This is a genomic window from Candidatus Eisenbacteria bacterium (assembly GCA_016867715.1).
In the GTDB taxonomy this organism is placed as follows: Bacteria; Orphanbacterota; Orphanbacteria; order Orphanbacterales; family Orphanbacteraceae; genus VGIW01.
The window spans coordinates 1-21,808 of the sequence record VGIW01000032.1 but is presented as its reverse complement, the minus strand read 5'-3'; the positions used below and the strand labels follow the sequence as shown (position 1 = coordinate 21,808).

Below are 21,808 nucleotides of genomic sequence, written 5' to 3'. Positions count from 1 at the left end.
AGGTTTCGGCTTGCTTCGCGTTCGAACGATCGGTGCCGCGGTTCTCGTCGTTCTTTTTCTGCTCGCGGCCGGGTATGCCTGGCTCGTTCGGATGGCCGATCGATCCTTCGAGCGCGCGATCGAGCGCGCCCGCGCGATCGAAGTCGAAGCGATCGAGATCGGAGAGGCGCGGGACGGGATCGCCGAGGTGCGGATCACGGGAGCGGGGGGAGAGCGGGCCATCGGTCTCCGACGCGAGATCTCTCCGGAAGATCATCTTCGGCTTCGCGTTCTTCTCATCGGCGGAATCGGAACGGGAGAGAACGCGGCCCGGCTCGTCGTCCCGTTCCCCGGCGCGGAGATCTACTCGTTCGAGTATCCGCTCGCGGCGCGGCTCCCGCGGGGCGACGCGCTCTCGAAGGCCGCGTCGATTCCTTCGCTCATCAAGGGAACCGCGGAAAGCCTCGTCTCGTTCGGGCTCGCGAAGCGCGCGATCTTCTCGCGAGGGGACGGCGCGTCGAACGTCCTCATCGGGGTCAGCCTCGGCGTCCCCTTCGCCGCGGCGCTCGCCTCGATCGGAGAGAAGCCGGACGCGGTCGCGCTTCTCTACGGAGGAGGCGACATCGGGCCGATCATCGCGCGGGCCCTTCCATCGGGTCCATTCACCCTTCGCGCGCTCGCCGGACGAACGCTCGGGCGCCTGCTCGCCCGTCTCGATCCGGCACGAACCGCCGGCGGAATCGCCCCCGCGCCGCTCCTCCTCGTGAGCGCCGAGGATGATCCGCGAATCCCCGCCGCCTCGGTGCGCGCTCTACACGACGCGGCGAGGGATCCGAAGACCGTGGTCCTTCTCGGCGGGGGCCATGTTCTCCCTGAGAAGGAAGCGCTTCTCGAGGAGCTGGTCCGGGAGGTCGTGGCGTGGCTCCGGGAACTTCAGCTTCTTCAAGATGTTGGCGAGGCCGCCCCGCCGGCGGAGGGGTGAGCGGTCCCCTTGCGTTTGATCTTGCGCGCCCTTCCGCCGCTCGCTATACTTCCCCGAAGAACCGAGTCATCCTGGGTGCCGCTATCGTCTAGGGGTTAGGACATCTGGTTCTCAGCCAGAAAACCGGGGTTCGAATCCCCGTAGCGGTACCAATATTGAAGCCGCTGAGCGCCGTCAGCGGCTTTCGCGTCCTTATTCCGGTCCTCGAGGGAGTCATTGTCTCCCCAAGAAACCATCAGGCAGTCTCGCGGCCTTGCCCCGTCCGTAGTTGAAGGTTCCGAGGGCGGCGAGCTCTCAGGTTCATTGATCCTCTTCACGATCCGCTGGGCGGTCGCGTAGGCGGGTGTGGTTTCGATCGACCGGCCGGAGACCTTACGATTGGCCGAAAGATAACCTTGCAATCAGCCGACGAGAGCGGCTACGATCGGCCGTCATGGAGTCCACTCGGATTCGGCGTCGCATGGTGGAAGCCCGCTTGAAGACCGCGCTCCGCGACAGCCCGGTCGTTCTCATCCACGGGCCGCGCCAGAGCGGTAAGACAACCCTCGCCCAGCGGATCGGCGCGAAGCTGGGCTATACCTACTTCACTTTCGACGACGACGTGACACGCGGAGCGGCCGAGGCCGATCCGGTGGGCTTCGTCGGCGATCTGCCCGCGCGCGCCACCCTTGACGAAGTGCAGCGAGTGCCGAACCTCTTCGCGGCGCTCAAGGTCGCCGTGGATCGGGATCGCCGGCCCGGACGATTCCTCCTCACCGGATCGGCCAACGTGCTGCTCGTACCGAAACTTGCCGACTCGCTGGCTGGCCGGATCGAGATCATCCGGCTCTTCCCGTTCGCGCAATGCGAGATCGAGGAACGAGCGCCGGGGTTCCTCGATGCACTGTTCAACGCGGACTTCAGGGTGCGCCGCGCCGAGCGCCTGGGATGCCGCCTTGCCGAGCGGATCGTGGCGGGCGGCTATCCCGCGGCGCTCGCGCGCACAGCCCCGCGCCGCCGGACGGCCTGGTACAGGGATTACGTCAAGACGATCGTACAGCGCGATGTCCGAGACCTGGCGCGTATCGCCTCGCTCAACGCGCTGCCTCGACTTCTGGCGCTGGCCGCCGGGCAAACGGCGCGCCTCTTGAACGTCACGGACCTGGCCGGGCCCTTCCAGTTGAGCCGGCCGACGATTCGCGACTATGTGACGCTCCTCGAACGCGTGTTCCTGATCGAGGAGTTGCCCCCTTGGCACAGCAACCGGCTGAGCCGCCTGATCAAGACGCCCAAGCTCCACTTCGGCGACACGGGAGTCGCCTCGACGGTCCTCGGTCTCGACTCGAATGCGTTGTACGAGGATCGGGCGGTGTTGGGACAACTGCTGGAGACGTTCGCGTACCAGGAAATCCGCCGACAGGCGAGCGCCTTGGAAGAGGACCTTCGCTTTCATCACTTTCGCGACAAGGACGGCTATGAGGTGGATCTCGTGCTCGAGCGGGGCGGCCGGGCGCTCGCGGGCGTCGAGGTGAAGGCGGCCGCGACCGTCACCGCGGCGGACTTCCGCGGGCTGAAGAAGCTCGCTGCGGCCGCGGGGCGGCGTTTTGCGGCCGGCGTCGTCCTGTACGACGGCGAGACCCGCGCGAGCTTTGGAGGCAAGATGTACGCGGTGCCGATCGGCGTGCTGTGGGAGGCCCGATGAGCCGAGAGGTCCAGGAGCCCGTCGTTATTCGGGGGCGATCGTCAAGATCTTGACGTGAACCTGAAGGCGGCGGATCGACGGACGATCGGTGATGGTCGGCCCATCTCCGTAGGCGAACCGGACGATTTCAAGCGTTCCTTGGAACAGGGTCCCCTCGGAGGCGGATCGAACGCGATCCGCGATCGGCGCTTCCGTCCAATCGGGCTCGGCGATCCCGGCGAGATGGTTGTCGGCGGTGTGAAAGCGGAAGGTCACGCGAGGATCTTCGTTTGGACATGAAGCATAAACCAGCTCGTTCTCTCCGTTTGGATCGGATAGGAACCGGCACTCCCCGTCGGTCCTCACGATCCGCCCCGGCGGAAAGCGTTCGGCGAGGAGACGAAACGCTTTCGCTCTCGATTCCCTTGCACACACGGCGCACGAGTCGGCGGCGCTCTTCTCGAGGAGATCGAGGGCGTGGGCGAGGATTTCGTCGCGCCCCCCGTCCCGGCGCTCCTCGCGAGGCGCGACGGACGAACCACCGACCGCTTCGGGCGGGGGAGTGCGCCCGCTCCTCGGCGCGACCGAGCAGGCCGCAAGAAAGAGGAGAAGCAGGAGGAGAAACCTCCGCATTCCGCCCTCGTCAGAAGAAGACGTTCCAGCGCGCCGCCGATTCCAAGACCGCCTCGTCGTGGAGCGAGTTCACGAGAACCTCCAGCGACACGCTTGTGTCGGCGCCGATCCGGAAGTTCTGCTCGAGGCCCGCCGAGAAGAGATTGTCCCGATCGCCGAGCCGGTGGTAGAGATCCTTCGCGAAGAGGTGCAGGTTCCACCACCCGGTCGCGTCCTTGAAAAGCCCGGTCGAGCCCCCCGCCCCCACCGACCAGCTCCGCTCGAGCGCGCCCCCCACGTGAAGATCCGTTTCGAGCATCAAGTACCACAACCCGAGCACGCGGTTCTCGTACGCGCGTCCGAAGCCGGGGTTCAAACGGTAGACGAGGTGCTCCCCGCCGTTCTCGAGCCTTCTCCGGAAGAGATCGGTCTTCACCTTCCACGAAACCGGCTTGAAAAAAGCATCCCGCGGCGCGATCGAGACGATGTCGATGAGATCGATCGACTCCAGCTCGAGCTTCCGGTCGAGCATACGGTAGCGGATCGCGGCGTCGAGGAAGACGATCTGCGACCCCCGCTTGTATCCGCTCGCGTTGTCGATGAGCGCGTGGTAGGCCGGCCTCAGGCGGATCTCCTGAAAGGGCCGGTCCTCGACGAAGCCGAAGCCGGCGGCGATCCGGTTCGAGCGGTGCCCCTCGTCCGGCCGTCCGGGAGGCGGGATCGAGTCTCGCGGTTCTTCGGCCTCTCCGAGGGAGCTCCGGGCTTCCAGCGCGCCGAGGAATCGTCCGACGTACTGCTCCTTCGGCAGTTCCTTCTTCGAGTATTGATATTGAAGATACTCGGCGGCGAGGTCGACCGTGCGGATCTTCTCATCCGCGGGAAATTCCTGAGCCGCGAAACGATCCGGCTCGAGCGCCCCGCGGGCGATCTCCAGGGCGTCCTTTCGCCGATCGGGCGGGAGGGAAGAAGCGAGGTGCTTCACGCGCGTCGACTTAGACGGCCGGTAGACGATCTCTCCGATCAGCCCGGCCTTCTTGATCTCGCGGATCGTGTCGAGCGGAATTACCCACCAAGCGCACTCGTCGGTCAAACGAAGGCCGGGCCTGGCCGCGTCCAACAGGAAGAGGAGGTTGTAGGAGCAGTTCTCGCTGAAGAAGAAGTAGTCGGAGTAGATATCCTGGAGCTCGTACATGTGCAGAAGGAGCCGGCGCACTTCGTCCCCGTCGAGGTTCAGGGAGTATTCCCAGATGTCGCGATCGTTGACGTCTCGATATTCCTGCAGTTTGGCGTAATAGGGGAGGATCGAGAAGTACCCCTCGTAGAGCCCGAGAAGCCCCTTGGCGATGTAGAAGAGCCCGAACGTCTCGTCGGTGATCGCGGAGTAGTTGATCGCGTAGGAGAGGAGATCGCTCGCGTAGGCCGTTCGGACCGTGAGGAGAGTGTGCCCGTACATGGAGGCCGGGCTGTTCATGTAAGACGTGGGGAAGATCAGGGTGACCGACTCGGGCCGGATCCGCTCCATCAGCTCCTCGAACGGAGCGCACGCGGGGACGGGGAGCCTGCTCTCGTCGATCGACAACCGTTCCTTGAGCCATTCGAAGCGGGCGGGGAAACGGCAGACCGGATGTCTCTCCCCGTCCGCGGCAGGCATGAACAGCGATCGGATCGTCGCTTCCATCTCGGCCTTCGGCTCGCGCTTCCCGTTTTCGGCGAGAAAGAAGTCCGGATCGTCCACGAGGCTTCTCCCTCCGAAGGTTCCCTTCTTGTAGTGGAGAAGCGTGTGCCAGTATGGGTCCCGGTGAAGCTCCGCGCGGAAGGCTTCTTCCAAAAGGGCGGATCGATAGGACTCTTCCGAGCCGGCGGCCGAGGACGCGGCCAAGATCGTGACGGCCGGGACGAGAAAGAGCAAGGGGAGCACGCGGAGCTTCAAGATCGTCCGCGCGCTCCCCACTTCGCTACGCAATCGGCAAGATCCTCAAATCGCCGACAACACGCTCTCGATGTTGTTGAGAACATCGATATGGGTGACGTCCTCGGAAGGATAGATGCTCGAGAAGTTCGCCTGGAGCCGCTTGTACAGCTCGGCCCTCTCCTCGACCGGCACGTCGAGAAGGACCGCCAGCGTGGCCAGGTACTCGCCCTTCCCCTGAGAGATGTCCATCGCCAGGTTGTCCATGTTGTCGCCGACGAACTTGTTCAGCTTCTCGTGGGCCACGAGAGCCGAGGCGCGCTCGCACTCGAGCGTTCCCGACGTGATCCCGAAGGTCTGGTTCCCGAAGGAACCGTTGAACGTCGCCGCGCATATCTGGGAGAGCAGACCTTCCTTCCCCTCGAAGATGATCGTGCCGATCCCGCAGCCCGTGTTGCTCCGCCCGGCGTACGACTCGCCGGCGACAGCGAGCACGCAGCAGGCGACCGCAGTCCAAATACCGATCTTCCTCATCGATTGTCCCCCTCTCTTTCCAGAAGAAGCGGGCGCCGGCCGATCCGGCGTCCCTCGCAAACACGGACGTCCGGGCTCCGGAACCGATGGCCCGGAGAATGCCGAACGCGGTCCTCGAACCGCTCGAATATACGCGGAGGCCCGAGGCGACCCGCAAGGGAAAAAACGCGGTTCTCGGCGTCGTTTCCGGATCGATCCTCTCTCGAAAGACGATACAATCGACCGCGATTCCGGCCGCGTGCATGGCGGGAGCGGAGCGGATGCGACGTGAACGAGCACGCCGCCTCTCGGTGATCCTCTTCCCGAAGCCGCGGCCGAACGGAAACGGCTCATCTCTGGAACCGCGCGCAAGGCACCCGAGTCGGAAGCCGCTTGCGCGGAGAAAAAAGGGAGAGACTATCGTGAGGATGCTTGTGAAAAGAGACGCCGCGAGCCTGCGTCGATCGCCGGCGGCTCTCGCTTCGGCGTGGATCGCTCTGTTCGCGGTTCTCTCGGTGGGACGCCCGGCCCTCGCCGGGGGCTACGGACCGTCGGCCGCGCTCGATTCTTCTCCTTCTCCTCTTCCCGACCGGATCATGCTCACGTGGTCGGGAGATCCCGCCACGACGCAAGCGGTGACCTGGCGGACGAGCGCCGATGCCGCCGTGGCCTTCGCGGAGATCGCCCGCGCCGGAGCGTCGCCCGACTTCCACGAGGGGGCTCGGCGGGTTCCGGCGAAGACCGAGACGCTTCGCACGGCAAGCGGCGAGGCGCTCTTTCATTCGGTCGCGTTCACCGATCTCTCGCCGAACAGCTTCTACGCCTACCGCGTGGGGAGCGACTCGGGTTGGAGCGAGTGGTTCCAGTTCCGAACGGCGGCGGGAGAGAGGCGCCCGTTCTCCTTCATCTATCTCGGCGATGCGCAGAACAACATCCTCGCCCAGTGGTCGCGGGTCGTGCGCGCGGCGTTCGCGGCGGCGCCGAATGCGCGTTTCGTTCTTCACGCGGGCGATCTCGTGACCGACGGCGCGGACGACGCGCTCTGGGGCGAGTGGTTCCGCGCGGGAGGATGGATCCACGCGACGATTCCCGGGATCCCGGCCGCGGGCAACCACGAATATGTAAACGATGACAAGCTAAATGATCATTGGCGCGCGCAGTTCACGCTTCCCGAGAACGGGGTGCCGGGTCTCGAGGAGACGGTCTACTTCATCGACCACGACGGGGTTCGGATCGTCGTGCTGAACTCATGCGAGGAGATCGAGCGGCAGGCGTCGTGGCTCGAAGGAGTCCTCGCCGACAACCCGAACCCGTGGACGATCGCCCTCTTTCATCATCCCGTCTATTCGGGCGCGCGGGACCGCGACAACGAAGAGCTGAGGCGTCTTTGGAAGCCGCTCTTCGAGCGATACGGCGTGGATCTCGTTCTCCAAGGGCATGATCATGTCTACGCGCGGGGGAAGAACCTCCCCGGAAGCGAGGAAGCGGCCGAAGGTCCGATGTACGTCGTCTCGGTGAGCGGACCCAAGATGTACGATCTGACTTCCGAGCGGTGGATGGACCGCGCCGCGGAGAACACGCAGCTCTACCAAGTCCTCTCCGTGGATCAGGACACGCTTCGCTTCGAGGCGTACGACGCGACCGGCGCGCTCTACGACGCGTTCGATCTCGTGAAGCGAGGGGCGTCGGGAAGCCGGCTCGTCGATCGAACCCCGTCCGGCGTTCCGGAGAGGTTGAACTAGCCGAACCCGAGCTTGATCCCGCCGGAGAGGATCCTTCCCGCCTCCGGGAGTCCGACCTCTGCTTCGACTCGCCGGTCGAAGAGATTGTCGACTCGAAGAAAGATCTCCGCGTCTCCTCGGGACGGAGGGGTGCGGAACCTCCGATAGGACGCCCGCAGGTTCCATCGCGCGTTCGCGCCGAGGCGCGTTCTTCCGTCGATTGCGTCGGCGGCGTCGGCGCTCCAGCGCGGCCCCACCGCGATCGTCTCCAAGGAGAAGCCAAGTCCGGAGGCCCGGTCGATCGAGAAGGCGATCGTGGAGAGATAGTCGGGGCGGTCCTCGACCGGCGCGCGGAACACGCCGTCCTCTTTACTTCGTACATGAAGGATGAGATGGTCCGCCGAAAGGGCCGCTCCCGCGAATGGCCGGAGGGTGAGGACCGCTTCCGCGCCGCGCGCGCGGATCTCGGTCACGTTGACCCGTTGAAAGAGGCCTTCTCCGCCGGGAAGAACGACCCGCTCAATCCCGTCCTGGAGGCGGCTCTCGAAGAAGGCGAGCGTCGCGTCGAACCGATCTCCCCTCGAGGAGAAGCCCGATTCCCAGAGATCCTGCCGCTCGGGGCCGAGATCGGGGTTCGGAACGAAGCGGCCGAGCGCTCCGGAGAAGAGTTCCCGGAGCGAGGGGAAGCGGCTCCTTCGCGACGCGGAGGCGTAGAGAAGAGCCTTTCCACCGATCGTCCGCTCCAGCCGCGCGTGAAGAACCGGCGCCTCGCTCGTTCCGCGCGCAGGTTTGTCGCCGGTCTCCGGGGTCGAGGCCGCCTCGTAGCCCCCGCCGATCCGAAGCGACCACATCCCGCGCGGCACGGCGATCTCCCCGGCGGCCGATCCGAGGTTCTGCGCGTACCGGTCCACCGGGCCGTCCACCTCGAGGGTCTCCTCGCGGCGCGCGCGGCGAAACATTCCTTGAAGTGCGAACGAAATGCCGTCCTCCTTGCGCCGGAGAAGCCGCGCCGCCCCCTGTTCGGAACGGTTCCTTCCGGTTTCGTACGAGGTCCCCAGCGCGAGCGCGGGGGTCGTGTACGAGGCGTCATCGAAGGAGCGGATCTCCTGCCTTAGAAAGTCGGACGAACCGGACGCCTCGATCGTCCACTCCCGGCTTCGGCCGAAGGGAAGCATCGCGGAGGCGCCGATCGACAGCCTTCGAACGAGCGGCTCGCGCCAGAACCGCGCGTCCTCGGTGTGGGTCTCGGGCGGGACCCCCTTCGATCCGTCCGACGCGAGAAGAAGGAGTCGAACCCTGCCGCCCCCCGGAAGGTCGAGGCCGCCGCGAAGAAGACCCGAGAGCTGCTCGAGATCGCTGTTCATGCGCGCGCGCGTCTCGTTCTGATGGTAGGGAGGATCGTAGCCGGCCGGGACCAAGAACGCCGCCCGCTCCCGCCGAGCGACGGCGAGGAGCCCGTGCCAGGGACCCTGTCGCGCCGCGTGAGAGCCTTGCACCGAGAGCGCCCCCGCCTCGCCGGCTCGAACCGAGAGGCGTGTTCGATAGCCGGTCCGTGTCAACTCGAACGGTTCGAGGCGAACGGAGCCGGCCAAGATGTTCGGCCCGTCGAGAGCGCTCTCCACGCCTCGCGTCGCGCGGGCTCCCGCGATCGCTTCGAGAGGGATCATCGAGAGATCGGCCCGTTCGTCCCACGGAATGACGAGCGGGATGCCGTCGAGGAAGACGCCGGCATGCCTTTCGGAAGCGCCCCGGATCATGAAGAGCGCCTCGCCGCGCGAGTTGAAGTTCACCTTGGTCGACGGTAGGAGGGGGCCGATCTCTTCCGCTGACATCGCGTCCCGCGCCTCGAAGGCCGGGCCGTCGATTCGGACCCGCCCGGGACCGGCGCTCCGCCCGATTCGCTCGCCGATGACCGGGAAAGGGGAAAGGACCTTGTCCGCGTCGAGCGTGTCGAGATTCCCGCCCGCCTCCTCTTGTTGCGGCGACTCTCCGGACACGCGGACGGCCCACGAAAGCGCGACGAAGAGGGCGATCGCTCGGAGCGAAAGCCGGACGGCGAAGGCACGGAACGTCATCGCACTTCCTTCCGGTGGGGACGCCGAGGATTGTGTGTCAAACGCTCTCCTCGGTCGGTTCCGACGCATCCTATCATCAAGCCTTCCGGGGCGCACGTCACAGCGCGCGCCGGTCGACTCATCTCGAAACGCTCGCCCTTCGAGCCGCTCCGCCGACGTTGGTGTGGACGACCGTAACCGGTCGCGGTATAATCACCGCGTGGGCAACCTGCGGCATCGCCGCGGCGGCGCGTCGCCCTCGGGCGGGCCAGGCGCCGGGCGAGGTGGGACTCGCCGATCGCTTCGCGCCCGGAGAGGAGGTGGTCCGGTGAATAGTGACCGATGCGGCTTAGTGGAGGTGGCGGCCCCGTAGGGGTGCCTTCCACGAGCGTGGCCTAGCCTGGATTATGCACGCGTTTCCTGCTGCGGCCGCGGATCGCGGCCTAGGAGGCCTCCCTTCCGTCGCCGCTTCCTCATCGTAGTGCCGAGACTACGATTCCGGGAGCGGCTCGTCTAGGTCGGCCTCTCGGCACGCGCTTCGCGTCCTCGCGACGAAAACGCGTGCATAATCCAGGCTAGAGGGTCGCCCCGCGAACGGGGGAACCCACCGCCACCGAAACGAGCTTGATGACGGCCCCGTCTTTCGAGGCGGGGCCGTTCTAATGGTGACAGACACCATTGAGGAAGAAGGTGGCTGTCACCGTTTCTTGCCGTACAATCGAAGCATGCGGATCGTTCGGTTCCTTCCCGCGCTTCTCCTCGTCCTCGCGTGCGCGCCGGCGGTCGATGATGTCGAGCGCCCGAACCTCTTGCTCGTGACGATGGACACGCTTCGCCGCGACGCGGTCGGCTGCTACGGAAAGCCGGGACCGCTCACACCGCACATGGATCAGCTCGCCGCCTCCGGTGTCCTCTTCACGCGGGCGCAGGTCTCCGTCCCGCTCACCGCGCCTTCGCACGCGACCATGATGACCGGCCTCCATCCGGCCTCCCACGGCCTCCGCGTGAACGGGCGCAGGCTTCCCGAGGAGGCGACCACGCTCGCCGAGCTTCTCCGCGCGAAGCGCTACGAGACCGCGGCGTTCCTCGCGAGCCAGGTGCTCTCGCGCGCGAACGGCTTGCACCAGGGGTTCGACCTCTACGACGACGTTTGGGAGAAGACGGAGACCGATCTCCACGAGCGGGAGCAGCCGGAGCGGAAGGGGAACTTCGTCGTGGATTCGTTCTCTCGTTGGTTCGCGAAGAGAAACCGATCGCGTCCCTTCTTCGCGTGGGTGCACTTCTACGATCCGCACCGCCCTCTGAACCCTCCGGCCCCGTACCAAGAGGTCGCGGGCGGGGATGCGTACTCCGGCGAGGTCGCGTTCGCCGATCGCCAGCTCGGGCGCGTGTTGCACGCGATCGAAGAGGAGGGGAGCCTCGCCCGAACGATCGTCGTCGTGGTCGGCGATCACGGAGAAGGTCTCGGCGATCACGGCGAGACCGAGCACGGCTTTCTTCTCTACGAGACGACCGTTTCGGCGCCGTGGATCTTGTCATTCCCAGGGGGCCCCTCGGGTCAGCTGATCGAGGAGGGGGTCGAGACGGTCGATCTTCTCCCGACTCTGGCCGACCTTCTCGCGCTGGAGCCGGATCCCTCTCGACAAGGGCGAAACCTTCTCCCGCTTCTCGGCGAGCCGGGAGAACATCCCGAGCGTCCGCAATACGCGGAGAGCTTTTTCGGAAACGTCTCCTATCGTTGGGCGCCGCTCTACGCGGTCCGCGAGGGGGACTGGAAGCTCGTGCGCGGCTCGAAGGACGAGCTCTACGATCTCGCTTCGGATCCGGGAGAGTCTCGCGACGTCTCCCGCGAGAACCCGGACGCGGTCGCGCGTCTCGCGGTCTTGCTCCAGGAGACGCGCGGCCGGCATCGGGAGCTGGAGATGGGGGAAGCCGAAGGGGCGCTTTCCGCCGAGCAGCGCGCGATGCTCGAGGCGCTCGGTTACGTCGCGCCGAGCTTCCCGATCACCGAGGACGAGAACCTTCCCCATCCGCCGGAACGCTATCCGGCGCACGAGATGCTCTTGAAGGGTGAAGCGCTCGAGAAGGAAGGGAAGCTCGCGGAGGCGAAGGCGCTCTTCGAGCAGGCGATCGCCGTCGATCCGGAGAACATCCTCGTGCTGGAGTCCCTCGCCTCCTGGCACCGAAGGGACCGAAACTTCGACGAAGAGGAGAAGTATCTTCGCAGACTTCTCTCCGTCGACGCGAAGCATGCGCCCACGTGGAACAACCTCGGCAACGTCATTCTGCGAAGGGCGGGCGCCGCGACCGACGGCGCGCTCACGTGCTTCCTCCAGGCGCTGACGAGCGACTCGACCTACGCCCCCGCTTACGTGAACTTGGGGAACACGCGCCTCAGCGCCGGCGACCCGGACGGGGCGATCCGCTTCTACGATAAGGCGCTCGCGCATCGGCCCGACCTTCCGCACGCCCACTACGGGAAAGCGCTCGCGCTGAAGAGCAAGGGGGAGGAGGAGAAGCACATCCGCTCGCTGCAAGCCGCGCTCGACAGCGACCCGAACTTCGAGCCCGCCCGCAGGATGCTCCCTTCCTACAAACCTCGATCGGCGAAAACGAAGACGCGCTCGTAGGGAGGCCTCGGAGGCGTCTTGTCGCGCGACCGAGGCGGGCACCCGTCCCGGAGGGACGGGTCGCCGAGGAAGCTCCCGGAGCGCGGAAGCGCGAAGGGAGATCCGCGTTCGCAGGTTTGGGCGTTCCGAGGAAGCCTGGAGGTTGCGCGCGTTTTCGTCGCGAGGGGGCGGAGGGCGTGCCGAGAGGCCGACCTGGACGAGCCGCTCCCGGAAGCGTAGCCCTGGAGCTACGGTGAGGAAGCGGCGACGGAAGGGAGGCCTCGGAGGCCGCCATCCGCGTTCGCAGCAGAAAACGCGCGCAACCTCCAGGCGAAAGAGAGAGCGGGCGCCCGTGGGACGCCCGCCCTCAAAGAACACAAAGCAGGTTCGACTACCGGAACAACGTCTTCACGTTCCCCCACGAGCTGTTCTCGATGGCGGTCACGTCGCAGTAGCCGTCGATCTCAAGCGTGTACCGGTTCATCGGTCCGGAGCACGGAATTCCGGCGTAGAAGGACGACGGACCGACCCAGATCCAGTACTTGCCCGGGTTGAAGTTCCAGGACAGCGACAGAGGCACGCACTTGTTCGCCGTGCCGTTGGTGAGAATCGAGTAGTTGGTGCACGGCGTCGGCTCGGGCCCCGCCGCGATGAGGAACATGAGCACGCCGAACTCGGCTTCCACGGTCGCGGTGACGAACTTGGGATCCGGTCCCGGGATCACGATCTCATACCAATCGGTGTCCCGGTAGTAGTAGTAGTCGAGCCAGTTGCCGGTCTCGCCGCAGTACACGACCGGGTTGCTCGGGCACAAAACCGTCTGGAAGACGTTCGGGGTCGAGTTGCAGCCGCCGTTGTACGGATCCTGGTAGCCAGGATAGCAAGTCGGCTCGCCCTCGGCGATCCCGCCGGGCGGGCACGGGGTCTCGCACGGCACGCACTGCCTGACCTTCAGCACGTACGTCCCATAGTCGGAGCTGCTGTAGCCGTCGACCACGATGTAGTACGTATCCCCCGCGTAAACCTGCACGCACTCCAAGTAGGAGAGGTACGCGTACGGGTAGTTCGGTCCGCTGCAGGCGTCGTCGTTGCAGGCCCAGGGGGCTCCAGGGGTATGGCTGTTCCGGTACACGTAGACCTTCGTGTCGTAATACGAATCGCAAAGATCGATCGTGATCTGCATGGTCGTGGTCGGGGTGAACTTATAGACCACGTCCCGGCCGCCGGTCAGCGTGTACGGACACACCTCGTTGTAGTTATCGATGTATCCGGAGGTCGTCCCGACGTCGGTGTAGGGAAGTCCCGGAATCACGGTCGCGAGCGCGATCGTCTCGCCGCCCTGGCGCAGATTGAACGGGTTCTGGCCGGGGACCGACTCCTTCACGCCGTCGAACACGTTCGTCGGGGTGAGGGCGTTGTCGGCCGAGGCGAAGCTCGCCACAAACAAGAGAGCCAACACAATGTACTTCATGCTCGGTTACTCCTCATGCAGACAGAAAGAACTACGTCACCACTTCCATCTCTGGATTGCCGTAGGCTGTCTGGTCGGGTCGGCCCTCCTTTCTGGCGGTCGTGGGACAGCCGCCCGCCATGTCGTCAGAACTCAAGGTGTCGCTTTCTCGCGATTCACCGGTTCCACAACACGTTGCCTTGGGGGGGGCAATGCTCTTTTTTGACGAGGGCAGTATATCATATGCACGGCTTGAGAGTAAATCACAAAACCGCTCGAAGATCGGCCAGTGCGGCTCGTCTCGGCCACCCGCCTCTCTCTGTCGTTCCCGAGCGACCGGCCGAGGGTGTGCTGGCGTAACATATTTCCAGCCAATAGGTTGAAGCGCCCTGACGCGCCCTCAGAGAGGGGCGGGCCGCCCACCCCGAGCGCCGCCCTCGGCAATTCGTTGTTTCGATTGAAGTTGGGGGATCGTCCTCTCGCTCTACCTCGGCCGTCGCGCACGCAGACGGGCCCGCGTCCCGGTGCGGTCCCCCCGTTCAAGCGAGGGGCGGGCGTCGCCTCTCCCGCCCGCGATCCGACCGCGGCCCGGCGGGGATCGCTTCCGCGGCGAGGAGGGCGGCCCCGAGAGCCCCCAGCATCTCTGGTCTCTCCGGAACGAAGACCCTCCCTCCGATCTCTTCTTCGAGGAGAAGGACGAGGCACCGATTCCGCGCCGCCCCTCCCGCGAAGACGAGCGGTCCTTCTCGCGAGACCCTACTCAGCATGGCCACGGTTCGCCGGATGATCGCGCGGTGGACGGCGCGAGCAATGTCCGGTCGGCGCGCGCCCCGCGTGATGAGCCCCACCACCTCCGACTCGGCGAAGACCGCGCACATGGTGGAGAGATGAATTCCGTTCTCGCCGCGAAGCCCTTCCTCGCCGAACTCCTCGATCGAGCACCCGAGGGCGGAGGCCATCATCTCCAGAAAGCGCCCGGCGCCCGCGGCGCATCGATCGTTCATCTCGAAACGATCGACGCGGCCCTCCCCGTCGAGCGCGATCGCCTTCGTGTCCTGGCCTCCGATGTCGAGCACGACTCGGCACTCATCGAGAACCGCTCGGGCGCCGCGGGCGTATGCCTTGATCTCCGTGACGCTCGGGGCGTCGAATGCGATCTCCGCAAGGTTCCTCCCGTATCCGGTGACGAGGAGCCGGTCGTACGAGGCTTCGGCGAGGAGCCGCCGGCAATCCTCCCGAAGGGCGGGGGTGGTCTCGACCTCTTGGGCCGAGACCACCGCTCCGCTCCTGGCCTCTACGACGACGAGCTCGACGCTCCGCGATCCGATATCGAGCCCTGCGGTTCTCATCGCCTGTCCTCCCCGCTTTCGCTACCGGAGAATCTCTAGGAACGCCTGAACGCGCGTCTCGATCTGGGCGAAGTCCTCCATGCCGTAGTCGGTTTCGATCCGAAGCATGGGCACCCCGTCCGCCTTGAGGGCGCGCTCCACCTTGCCGGCCTCCATCGCGTAGGGCGTGCAGAACTGGAGGGCGTAGTGCACGACCCCGTTCGCTCCGTATCTCTCCGACATCTCGCGCACATGTCCCATGCGGTCTTCATTCGGCGTGAAGACGGCGCAATCGATCCGAAAGTAGCGCTCGGCAATCTGGTCAAGCATTTCGTCCACCGACCTCCCGGTCTCGGGGACGAGATTCCGGGTGCCGCGCTCCCCGACGCACGATTCCTCGCCGACGATCACCGCGCCGTTCTTCTCGATGATGTAGGGGACCTTCCAGTTCGGGGCGGCCATCGGGCACCCGGAGACGAGGATGCGAGGAGCCTCCGCCGGCGCGACCCCGATCCCTCTCTGCACGCGGTCGTCGAGCTCGTCGCACAGCTCGTTCAGCTTTGCCGTGAAGCGGACGGGATCGTCGTAGAACTGGACCTGGTTGATGAGGAGCGCGTCCCTTCCGGAAATCGGCGCCGGAACGGTCTCACGGAGCGCGTTCAGGCGAGCGAGGGCGCGCCTCTTGGCGTTCACGGTTTCAATCGCCGCGCGAAGACCGTCCGCGGTGATCGTTCTCCCGCTCAGCTCCTCGATCTTGTTCTTCAGCCGGCCGATCTCGCTCCTCCAGAGAGAACGCCCCGCGTCTCCCTTGGTGTTCGGCACCTCGATGACGAAGACGTCGGCCAGCTCGGCGAACAGCTCGTACGCTTTCGTCTTCCCGTCGCAGGTCGTTTCGCCGATCACGAGGTCGCAGCTTTCCGTGTACGGGCAGAGCCGGGCGAGCTTGAACCCGAAGAAGGACTTGATGAGCGCGCAGGTGTTCCTCGGGAGGATTTGCTCCGCCTGCTCCGTCCCGACCTCCGCGCCCGCGCATAGCCCGATGCACACTCCGTCGGCCGCGAGCACGATCTCCTCGGGGACGTAGAGGCAGAACGTCCCCACGATCTTGCGTCCCTCGTTCTTCGCTTCAAGAAGCTCTCGGATGCGAAGGCCGTGGATTTCGGAGAGGACAAAATCCAAGTACTTCATCCCTTCGGGACGGTTCGTCTGTGAAAGGTAGATGTCTCCATAGAACTGCCCGAGGGTCTTCATGAGCCGATCGTGAGCCTCGAGATCGATCCCGAGGTTCGTCCACATGTCGGTGTAGTCGTTTTCGGACACGGTGCGGTCTCCCTTCTCCCCGCTGCGCGCACGAGCCGACAGGGGGCACGAAACGAGTCGTTCGCGGGGCCGGGGAACGGTAGAGGGAGACCTAGACGAAGCGATTTCCTTGCCCGAGAGGGGAGGGACATCCGCCGCAGGTCCCCGCCGTTCCGCGCTCCGCGGGGCTTTCTGCCGTGGGCGCGAACCCGCGCCCGGCGGCCGTCCCTCAGACGAGCAAAACGACGCGAACAGCTGCCGACATCCGTTTCACCTCCTTACGCAGATCCTTACACAGAAGCGCCCCCGCGAGCGGCCGCGGCTGGAGCTCGGGGGGCGGAACAAGGGAGAGGATATCACATCGAGCCGTTTCGCGGAAGAGGGCGCGAGAGAAGGTGAGGGGGAACGGCCGCGCGCGCGAGGGACGTTCACCGTCCGGCGGAGAAACGCCCAGTGATCCGCGCGAGGGCCGCCCCCGCGAAGAGGATCAGGATCGGCTCCAGGGGAGCGCGGTATCGGTTTTCGAAGTAGGTGAGAAGGATCACCCCGGCGATCGTCGCGATCGTCCCGTAGTAGATGAGGAGCCGCCGCCACGATCTCCGGGTCCACGCGATCCCGAGCGCTCCGAAAGCGAGCAGGAGGGGCCAGGCGGTCATGTACACCGGGCGGGTGATCCTCCGGAGAAGGCTCGCGTACCCGCTGCTTCGACCGAACTCCTCGTTGAACCAGACGAGCTGCTTCACGCGCCCGAGCATGTTCCGAAAAGCATCCTCGGGTTGGGCGCGAATGTAGTCGAGCGCGAGCCGGCGAAGAGCGCGGTCTCCCTCGACCTCGTTCATCTCCATGAGCTTCGACCGGAGGTCCGGCTGGATCGCTCGCTTGTTGTCGAAGGGGGCGAAGGGGGTGTTCGACGGGTTGTTCCCGCGAAAGAGGTTCCAGCCTCCTTTGGACGAGATGAGGACGAACTCCCCCCGGACGCGGTAGTTCCGCGCGGTCCACGGTCCGATGAGAAGAAGGGCGCCGAGGAAGAGAAACCCCGAAAGGGCGAGCGCGCGGCGCGCGGGAATCCCTGCCGCGAGCCACGCGATCGGGGCGAGGATGAGGAGGGCGAGGGCGGGGCCCCGCGTGAGAGAGGCGAGGGCGAGGAAGAGCCCCGCAAGGAACGCGTCCCGCCCGCCCCGCGAGGGAGAGCCGGCCGCCTCGCCGATCGCGGGAGTCTCGCGCAAGACCCGAGTCGCCAGAGCGAGAGAGAGGGTGAGCGCGAAGATCTCGAGCGCCGCCGTCTGCATGAGGGCCGCGTAGCCGAGGAGGGGCGGGTGGACGGCCGCGAGGAGCGCCGCGATCCAAGCCGCCCTTTCGTCGAACAAGCTCCTTCCCATATGAAAGATCAATACGGGAACCGCCGCGAGGAGGAGGGCCTGGACGATGCTGACCAGAAGGTAGGGCGCGCCCGGCGCGACGATCCGGCACGCCGCGAGGAGGAGGGGATATGCGGGCGACCACCAGGTCGAGGCGGCGTCCGGCTCAGGAGGCTTCCCGAGCATTGTTCGCCAATCGAGGGCGAACCCTTTCCCCTCGAGGAGCGCGTCGGCGACGAGACCGGATTCCCACGTGTTCGGGCGCTTGTACTCGCCGATCGCGAGCACCGCTCCCATCCGAAGAGCGAAAGCGACGAGAAAGAGAAGAACGATCGTTCGCCGCATGGGATCGCGCAGCCTCGCCGAATCGGCCCCGGACCGCTCGTTGCCTCTGGGTGTTCAGTCTAGCCTTCGTCCGACAGGAACTCGACCGGTGTTCTTTCGGCCGGGGCGCGGGGCAAGGGGGTGCCGGCTCAGACAGTCCTCGCGCACCGAGCCCACGGCATGTGGCCGGATCGGCAGGGCCCGGTGCGCTGCGGAACTCGCCGGCTCACCCCCTTGCCCCGTGCCCCGGCGGTTGCGGAAGGAGCACACTTCCGACGGATTCAGTCTAGTTGCGCCCGACGGGCGCGGCAAGGCCGATCGTCGGATTCCGCACGGACGTGCGCGGTTCTCAACGAGGCTCATCCGTGCTATGGTCTCCCCGTTCGTGGCGAAAGGCGGTGCGCTCGGTCCGAAACGGCCGCGGACGGCTCTTCTCTCCTCGCGACAAGGAGGACATACGATGAGGAACCCGCTCATCCTCGCTTCGCTTCTCGCGGCATCGTTGGTCTTCTCTTCCGGCTGCGGAGGAGGCGGGGAAGCCGGAAAGACGGCGTCCATCCCCACCGGTCCGCACCCGATCATCCTTCTCGACATCGGGACGCTGCGCGCGGACCATCTCGGAGCGTACGGGTACTCCCGCCCGACGAGCCCGAACATCGATCGCCTGGCATCGGAGTCGGTTGTTTTCGAGTGGGCGTTCAGCCAGGCGCCGACGACCGCCCCGTCGCAGGCGTCGATCTTCACCGGCATCTACCCGAGCAGCCACCGCATGATCGACGAGGGGAGCCGCCTCGTTGACGAGGCGACCACGCTCGCCGAGGCTCTCGCCGAGCGCGGCTACGCGACCGCCGCGTTCGTCGACGGCGCGTACCTGAGCCCGGGATTCGGCTTCGAGCAGGGCTTCGCGCTCTACGACAACAACCAGGGCGGGGGGCTCGCGGCGGTCGGTCCGAAGGCGCTCGACTGGATGAGGAAGAACGCGCCCGGCAACTTCCTCCTTTTGATTCACACCTATGATGTTCATACTCCTTACGATCCGCCGGAGCCGCACCGGAGCCTCTTCTTGAAGGGGCTCGCGGCGCCGACCGAAGGGTTCGAGGCGACCGCGGAGGCGATGGAGGCGGTGCGCGAGTCGTTTCACGCGGGGACGCCGCGGCCGCTCGCCGAGGCCGACCTCGAGTACGCGAAGGCGCTCTACGACGGTGGCATTCACTACGTGGACGCCTGGGTCGGGGAGTTTCTCGATGTTCTTCGAGAGACCGGCCTCGACAAGCGGGCGACGGTCGTCCTCTTCTCCGACCACGGCGAGGAGTTCCAGGAGCACGGATCGGTCCTCCACGAGAAGCTCCACACGACGGTGACCCGGGTGCCGCTTCTCATTCGTCTCCCCGGCGAAGCATCGGCGGGGCGAGTCGAGCAGTTCGTCGAGACGATCGATCTCATGCCGACCCTTCTCGATCTCGCGGGGGCGCCTCTTCCTCCGCATGTGCAAGGGGAGAGCCTGGTCCCCCTCATCCGCGGGGAGGGCCGGCCTCCTTACATCGCCTTCAGCGAGTCGCCGCTTCTCGGGGAGCAGCGGGCGGTCGCGCTCGGCGGGTACCGCATGATCCTCAGCAAGGATCTCCACACGACGAGGCTCTATAACTTGATGGAAGATCCTTTGGAGCTCAAGGATATCGCGGGCGATGAGCCGGACCGGACCGACGTGTTGCTCCGGCATCTTCGCTCGTGGGAGGAGAAGGTTGAGCTCTTCTCCTTCGAAGGGGGCGACTCGGCGGCGGTCGGGGCGGAGACGCTCGAGCAGCTCCGCTCGCTCGGCTACGTGCAGTAAACGATCGCGACGGTCACGCGTTTCGGAGGAGGCTCTTGCCGACCATCTGCGGCGGCTTCGCGATCCCGAAGAAGTCGAGGATCGTCACCGGAAGATCCAGGATGTTCGGGTCGCGCCCCGGGAGCGCTCGGTTCGAGACGAGCGACCCTGGGATGAGGTCGCGCGCCATCGAGTGGTCGCCGCTCCAAGCCCACGGGTTCAGGTCGAGAATCGCCTTGCCGGTTTCGCCGAGGACCGACGGCGACGACGAACGGTATCCGGGCGTGTAGCCCACGAGCATCTCGGGCATCATCGGGGTCTCGTCTCCGCTATACATTTCCTCGCGGCGGTACACCTTGTGGATCGGGCGGATCCCGGTCTCTGGATCGGTGATCGCCTCGAGCTCGCGAGAGACGCGCGCGACGATCTCGGCCGCCTTCGCGTCGTCGACGAATCCCTCTCCCTCGCGCCCCTTCCGGTTCACGTAGAGACCGTTGAAGCCGACGCCGTAGAGGAGCGTCTCCTTCCAATCGACGTCGAGGATGGTCGACTCGCGCGCCCTTTCCGCGTCCGGCTTCAGCTTGAGATAGCCGTTGTCGCGGAGCCAAGAGTTCAAGTGGAACTGGCGGCCGAACGGCGCGAAGCCGTGGTCCGACGAGACGAGGAGGAGCGTGTTCTCGTCGAGAGCGGGGAGAACCTTGCCGACGAGCTTGTCCATCTCCTCGTAGAGATGCGGGATGTAGCCGGCGAAGCGCTTGTCGCTCGCACCGTGCATCGGATGCGTCTCGTCCATGTTCCGCCAGAGCATGTGCGCGTCCTGGTCGGTGTTCGAGATGTAATAGAACAGGAATCCCGAGCGGAAGCGCGACCATTCGTAGTCGAACTGCGCGATCTGCTCCTTGAGAAGGAGCTCCGCCTGTCCGACGTACTCCTCGTCGTTGATGATCCGGTAGTCGAACGCCTTCGTGTCGGCGGGGAGCCCCTTCGTCCAGAAAGGCCCGGTCGCGCGGGCGAGGTCGGAGCCGTAGCTTATCGGGTGCGTCACCGGCATCGCCTGGTTCTCCGGGTCGATGTTGATCGGCGTGACGTAGAGCTTGAGGTGCGGGTGCGCTTCCTTGAGGAGGAATCGCGCGATCCCGCTCACGCTGCTCAAGACGGGGAGCATGTCGTAGGTGACGCGCACCCAATCGCTGTACTCACCCTTCTTGAGGAGGACCCTCCGATTCTGGATGTCGATGCGGACGAGATCGCGCTCGGGATCGACGTGAACGGTGAAGGGGACCTTCGCGTGGTTCGCGAACTTGTCGCGCCGCGTCTCCTTCGGCGCGCGCATCGCGTTCACGGGGCCGGGGAGGAACGCGTCGACGCGGTGGTTCTTTTTCTCGAGGTAGTGGACGTTGCCGCCTGAAATGTTCGGGTAGTCCTCGAACGTGTCGGTCGTGTAGTAGTTGAACATCCCGTACGAGTCGACGAGGTCCGGCGTTCCCATTCCGCTCACCGCGCGGGTCGCTGTCTCGTCGACGGGGAAGTTGGTCGGGATGCGGACGACGACCGCGGGGATTCCCTGCTCGGTGAGGTACGCCCAGAACGGCTTCCCCTTGCGGAGGTTCTTCACGTCGCCTCCGGAGAGCGGGAGACGGAAGTCGCCGAGCGAGAGGATCCGCCCCGGATCCTCGGCGACGTAGATCGAGAAGACCGGCATGTAAGTCTTCGGGTCGCGCGCGATGAAATCCGCGATCCCGTGCCCGCCCGGGTTGAGCCCGGTGATGAAGCTCGACCAAGCGACCGGCGAGAGGGCCGGCATCGTGGTGCCGAGCCGACTGTACGTTCCTGTCTCTTGGAGCTTCTTGAAGTTCGGTGCGCGCCCGGTGTCGATGAGCCGCTGCATGAGGGTCGGGTCGAGCCCGTCGAGGCCGAGGACGATCACCCTCCGGCTGGTCGCGGACTTCGTGGAGGCGCAGGAGGCGAGCGGGAACCCGAGGCTCGCGGCGGCGATCCCGCCGGCCACCCCCTTCATGAAGCCGCGGCGGGTCACGACCCGTTTCGCGGCGGCATCGATCGATCGGTCTCGGTGGTCGTCTTGCATAACGCGTTACCTGATAATAGGTTCGGGTTGTCGCGCGATCCGGGGTCCGCCGGTTCTCTCGGCCTTCCCGTCCAAGGTTCGGCCGGCCGAGCCTCACCATAACATAAGAAAGAC

14 protein-coding genes and 1 tRNA gene are annotated in these 21,808 nt (G+C 65.8%); 6 read left to right on the top strand and 9 right to left on the bottom strand.

The window, feature by feature from the left end:
* Positions 1–10 precede the first annotated feature (10 nt).
* The 3 genes from FJY73_07505 to FJY73_07495 all read left to right on the top strand — a co-directional run bounded on the left by FJY73_07505 (position 11) and on the right by FJY73_07495 (position 2,642).
* Positions 11–961 (top strand): alpha/beta hydrolase, encoded by a 951-nt coding sequence (locus FJY73_07505; protein ID MBM3320505.1) that lies wholly within the window; start codon positions 11–13, stop codon positions 959–961.
* A 77-nt stretch (positions 962–1,038) separates the two neighbouring features.
* Positions 1,039–1,113, top strand: a tRNA-Glu gene (locus FJY73_07500).
* Positions 1,114–1,394: 281 nt separating this feature from the next.
* Positions 1,395–2,642, top strand: coding sequence for an ATP-binding protein (locus tag FJY73_07495; GenBank protein ID MBM3320504.1), 1,248 nt, complete (start codon positions 1,395–1,397; stop codon positions 2,640–2,642).
* Positions 2,643–2,666: 24 nt separating this feature from the next.
* Here the strand turns inward: FJY73_07495 and FJY73_07490 are convergent, their stop codons facing one another.
* Genes FJY73_07490 through FJY73_07480 form a run of 3 tightly spaced genes read right to left on the bottom strand, consistent with a single transcriptional unit; the run spans position 2,667 to position 5,676 of the window.
* Positions 2,667–3,254, bottom strand: a complete 588-nt coding sequence (locus FJY73_07490) for a hypothetical protein (protein ID MBM3320503.1) — start codon at positions 3,252–3,254, stop codon at positions 2,667–2,669.
* Between the two features lie 10 nt (positions 3,255–3,264).
* Positions 3,265–5,196 carry a DUF4105 domain-containing protein gene (locus FJY73_07485; protein MBM3320502.1) on the bottom strand — a complete coding sequence of 644 codons (1,932 nt, stop codon included), beginning with the start codon at positions 5,194–5,196 and terminating at the stop codon, positions 3,265–3,267.
* Between the two features lie 12 nt (positions 5,197–5,208).
* Complete coding sequence (locus FJY73_07480; protein ID MBM3320501.1) at positions 5,209–5,676, bottom strand: DUF3015 family protein; 468 nt, start codon at positions 5,674–5,676, stop codon at positions 5,209–5,211.
* A gap of 401 nt (positions 5,677–6,077) precedes the next feature.
* Here FJY73_07480 and FJY73_07475 point away from each other — a divergent pair, with 401 nt between their 5' ends.
* The gene (locus FJY73_07475; protein ID MBM3320500.1) at positions 6,078–7,397 is read left to right on the top strand and encodes a metallophosphoesterase family protein; all 1,320 of its coding nucleotides are present in this window, start codon (positions 6,078–6,080) and stop codon (positions 7,395–7,397) included.
* Here FJY73_07475 and FJY73_07470 read toward each other — a convergent pair.
* A complete protein-coding gene (locus FJY73_07470) occupies positions 7,394–9,451 on the bottom strand; it encodes a TonB-dependent receptor (protein MBM3320499.1) in 2,058 nt (685 codons plus the stop codon). The two genes, FJY73_07475 and FJY73_07470, sit on opposite strands and share 4 nt — an antisense overlap.
* Before the next feature lie 686 nt (positions 9,452–10,137).
* Between FJY73_07470 and FJY73_07465 the strand changes: the two genes are divergently transcribed.
* The gene (locus FJY73_07465; protein ID MBM3320498.1) at positions 10,138–12,060 is read left to right on the top strand and encodes a sulfatase-like hydrolase/transferase; all 1,923 of its coding nucleotides are present in this window, start codon (positions 10,138–10,140) and stop codon (positions 12,058–12,060) included.
* A 370-nt stretch (positions 12,061–12,430) separates the two neighbouring features.
* Here FJY73_07465 and FJY73_07460 read toward each other — a convergent pair whose 3' ends face one another.
* The 4 genes from FJY73_07460 to FJY73_07445 all read right to left on the bottom strand — a co-directional run bounded on the left by FJY73_07460 (position 12,431) and on the right by FJY73_07445 (position 17,819).
* Positions 12,431–13,510: a hypothetical protein gene (locus FJY73_07460; protein ID MBM3320497.1), complete on the bottom strand. Its 1,080-nt coding sequence runs from the start codon at positions 13,508–13,510 to the stop codon at positions 12,431–12,433.
* Positions 13,511–14,028: 518 nt separating this feature from the next.
* Complete coding sequence (locus FJY73_07455; GenBank protein MBM3320496.1) at positions 14,029–14,838, bottom strand: 3-hydroxyacyl-ACP dehydratase; 810 nt, start codon at positions 14,836–14,838, stop codon at positions 14,029–14,031.
* 21 nt (positions 14,839–14,859) lie between these two features.
* On the bottom strand, positions 14,860–16,137 hold the full coding sequence (locus tag FJY73_07450) for a 2-hydroxyacyl-CoA dehydratase (protein MBM3320495.1): 1,278 nt from the start codon (positions 16,135–16,137) through the stop codon (positions 14,860–14,862).
* Positions 16,138–16,544: 407 nt separating this feature from the next.
* Positions 16,545–17,819, bottom strand: a complete 1,275-nt coding sequence (locus FJY73_07445; GenBank protein MBM3320494.1) for a glycosyltransferase family 39 protein — start codon at positions 17,817–17,819, stop codon at positions 16,545–16,547.
* Positions 17,820–18,258: 439 nt separating this feature from the next.
* Between FJY73_07445 and FJY73_07440 the strand changes: the two genes are divergently transcribed.
* Positions 18,259–19,629, top strand: coding sequence for a sulfatase (locus tag FJY73_07440; protein MBM3320493.1), 1,371 nt, complete (start codon positions 18,259–18,261; stop codon positions 19,627–19,629).
* Between the two features lie 13 nt (positions 19,630–19,642).
* On the opposite strand, the gene FJY73_07435 is transcribed toward FJY73_07440, so the two are convergent.
* Positions 19,643–21,694: an alkaline phosphatase family protein gene (locus tag FJY73_07435; protein MBM3320492.1), complete on the bottom strand. Its 2,052-nt coding sequence runs from the start codon at positions 21,692–21,694 to the stop codon at positions 19,643–19,645.
* Positions 21,695–21,808: the final 114 nt, after the last annotated feature.

What these genes read in the sequence shown, in the direction of transcription:
- FJY73_07460 (MBM3320497.1), bottom strand. Translation starts at nt 13,510, where the DNA reads ATGAAGTACATTGTGTTGGCTCTCTTGTTTGTGGCGAGCTTCGCCTCG.
- FJY73_07440 (MBM3320493.1), top strand. Translation starts at nt 18,259, where the DNA reads ATGAGGAACCCGCTCATCCTCGCTTCGCTTCTCGCGGCATCGTTGGTC.
- FJY73_07480 (MBM3320501.1), bottom strand. Translation starts at nt 5,676, where the DNA reads ATGAGGAAGATCGGTATTTGGACTGCGGTCGCCTGCTGCGTGCTCGCT.
- FJY73_07490 (MBM3320503.1), bottom strand. Translation starts at nt 3,254, where the DNA reads ATGCGGAGGTTTCTCCTCCTGCTTCTCCTCTTTCTTGCGGCCTGCTCG.
- FJY73_07435 (MBM3320492.1), bottom strand. Translation starts at nt 21,694, where the DNA reads ATGCAAGACGACCACCGAGACCGATCGATCGATGCCGCCGCGAAACGG.
- FJY73_07455 (MBM3320496.1), bottom strand. Translation starts at nt 14,838, where the DNA reads ATGAGAACCGCAGGGCTCGATATCGGATCGCGGAGCGTCGAGCTCGTC.
- FJY73_07495 (MBM3320504.1), top strand. Translation starts at nt 1,395, where the DNA reads ATGGAGTCCACTCGGATTCGGCGTCGCATGGTGGAAGCCCGCTTGAAG.
- FJY73_07470 (MBM3320499.1), bottom strand. Translation starts at nt 9,451, where the DNA reads ATGACGTTCCGTGCCTTCGCCGTCCGGCTTTCGCTCCGAGCGATCGCC.
- FJY73_07445 (MBM3320494.1), bottom strand. Translation starts at nt 17,819, where the DNA reads ATGCGGCGAACGATCGTTCTTCTCTTTCTCGTCGCTTTCGCTCTTCGG.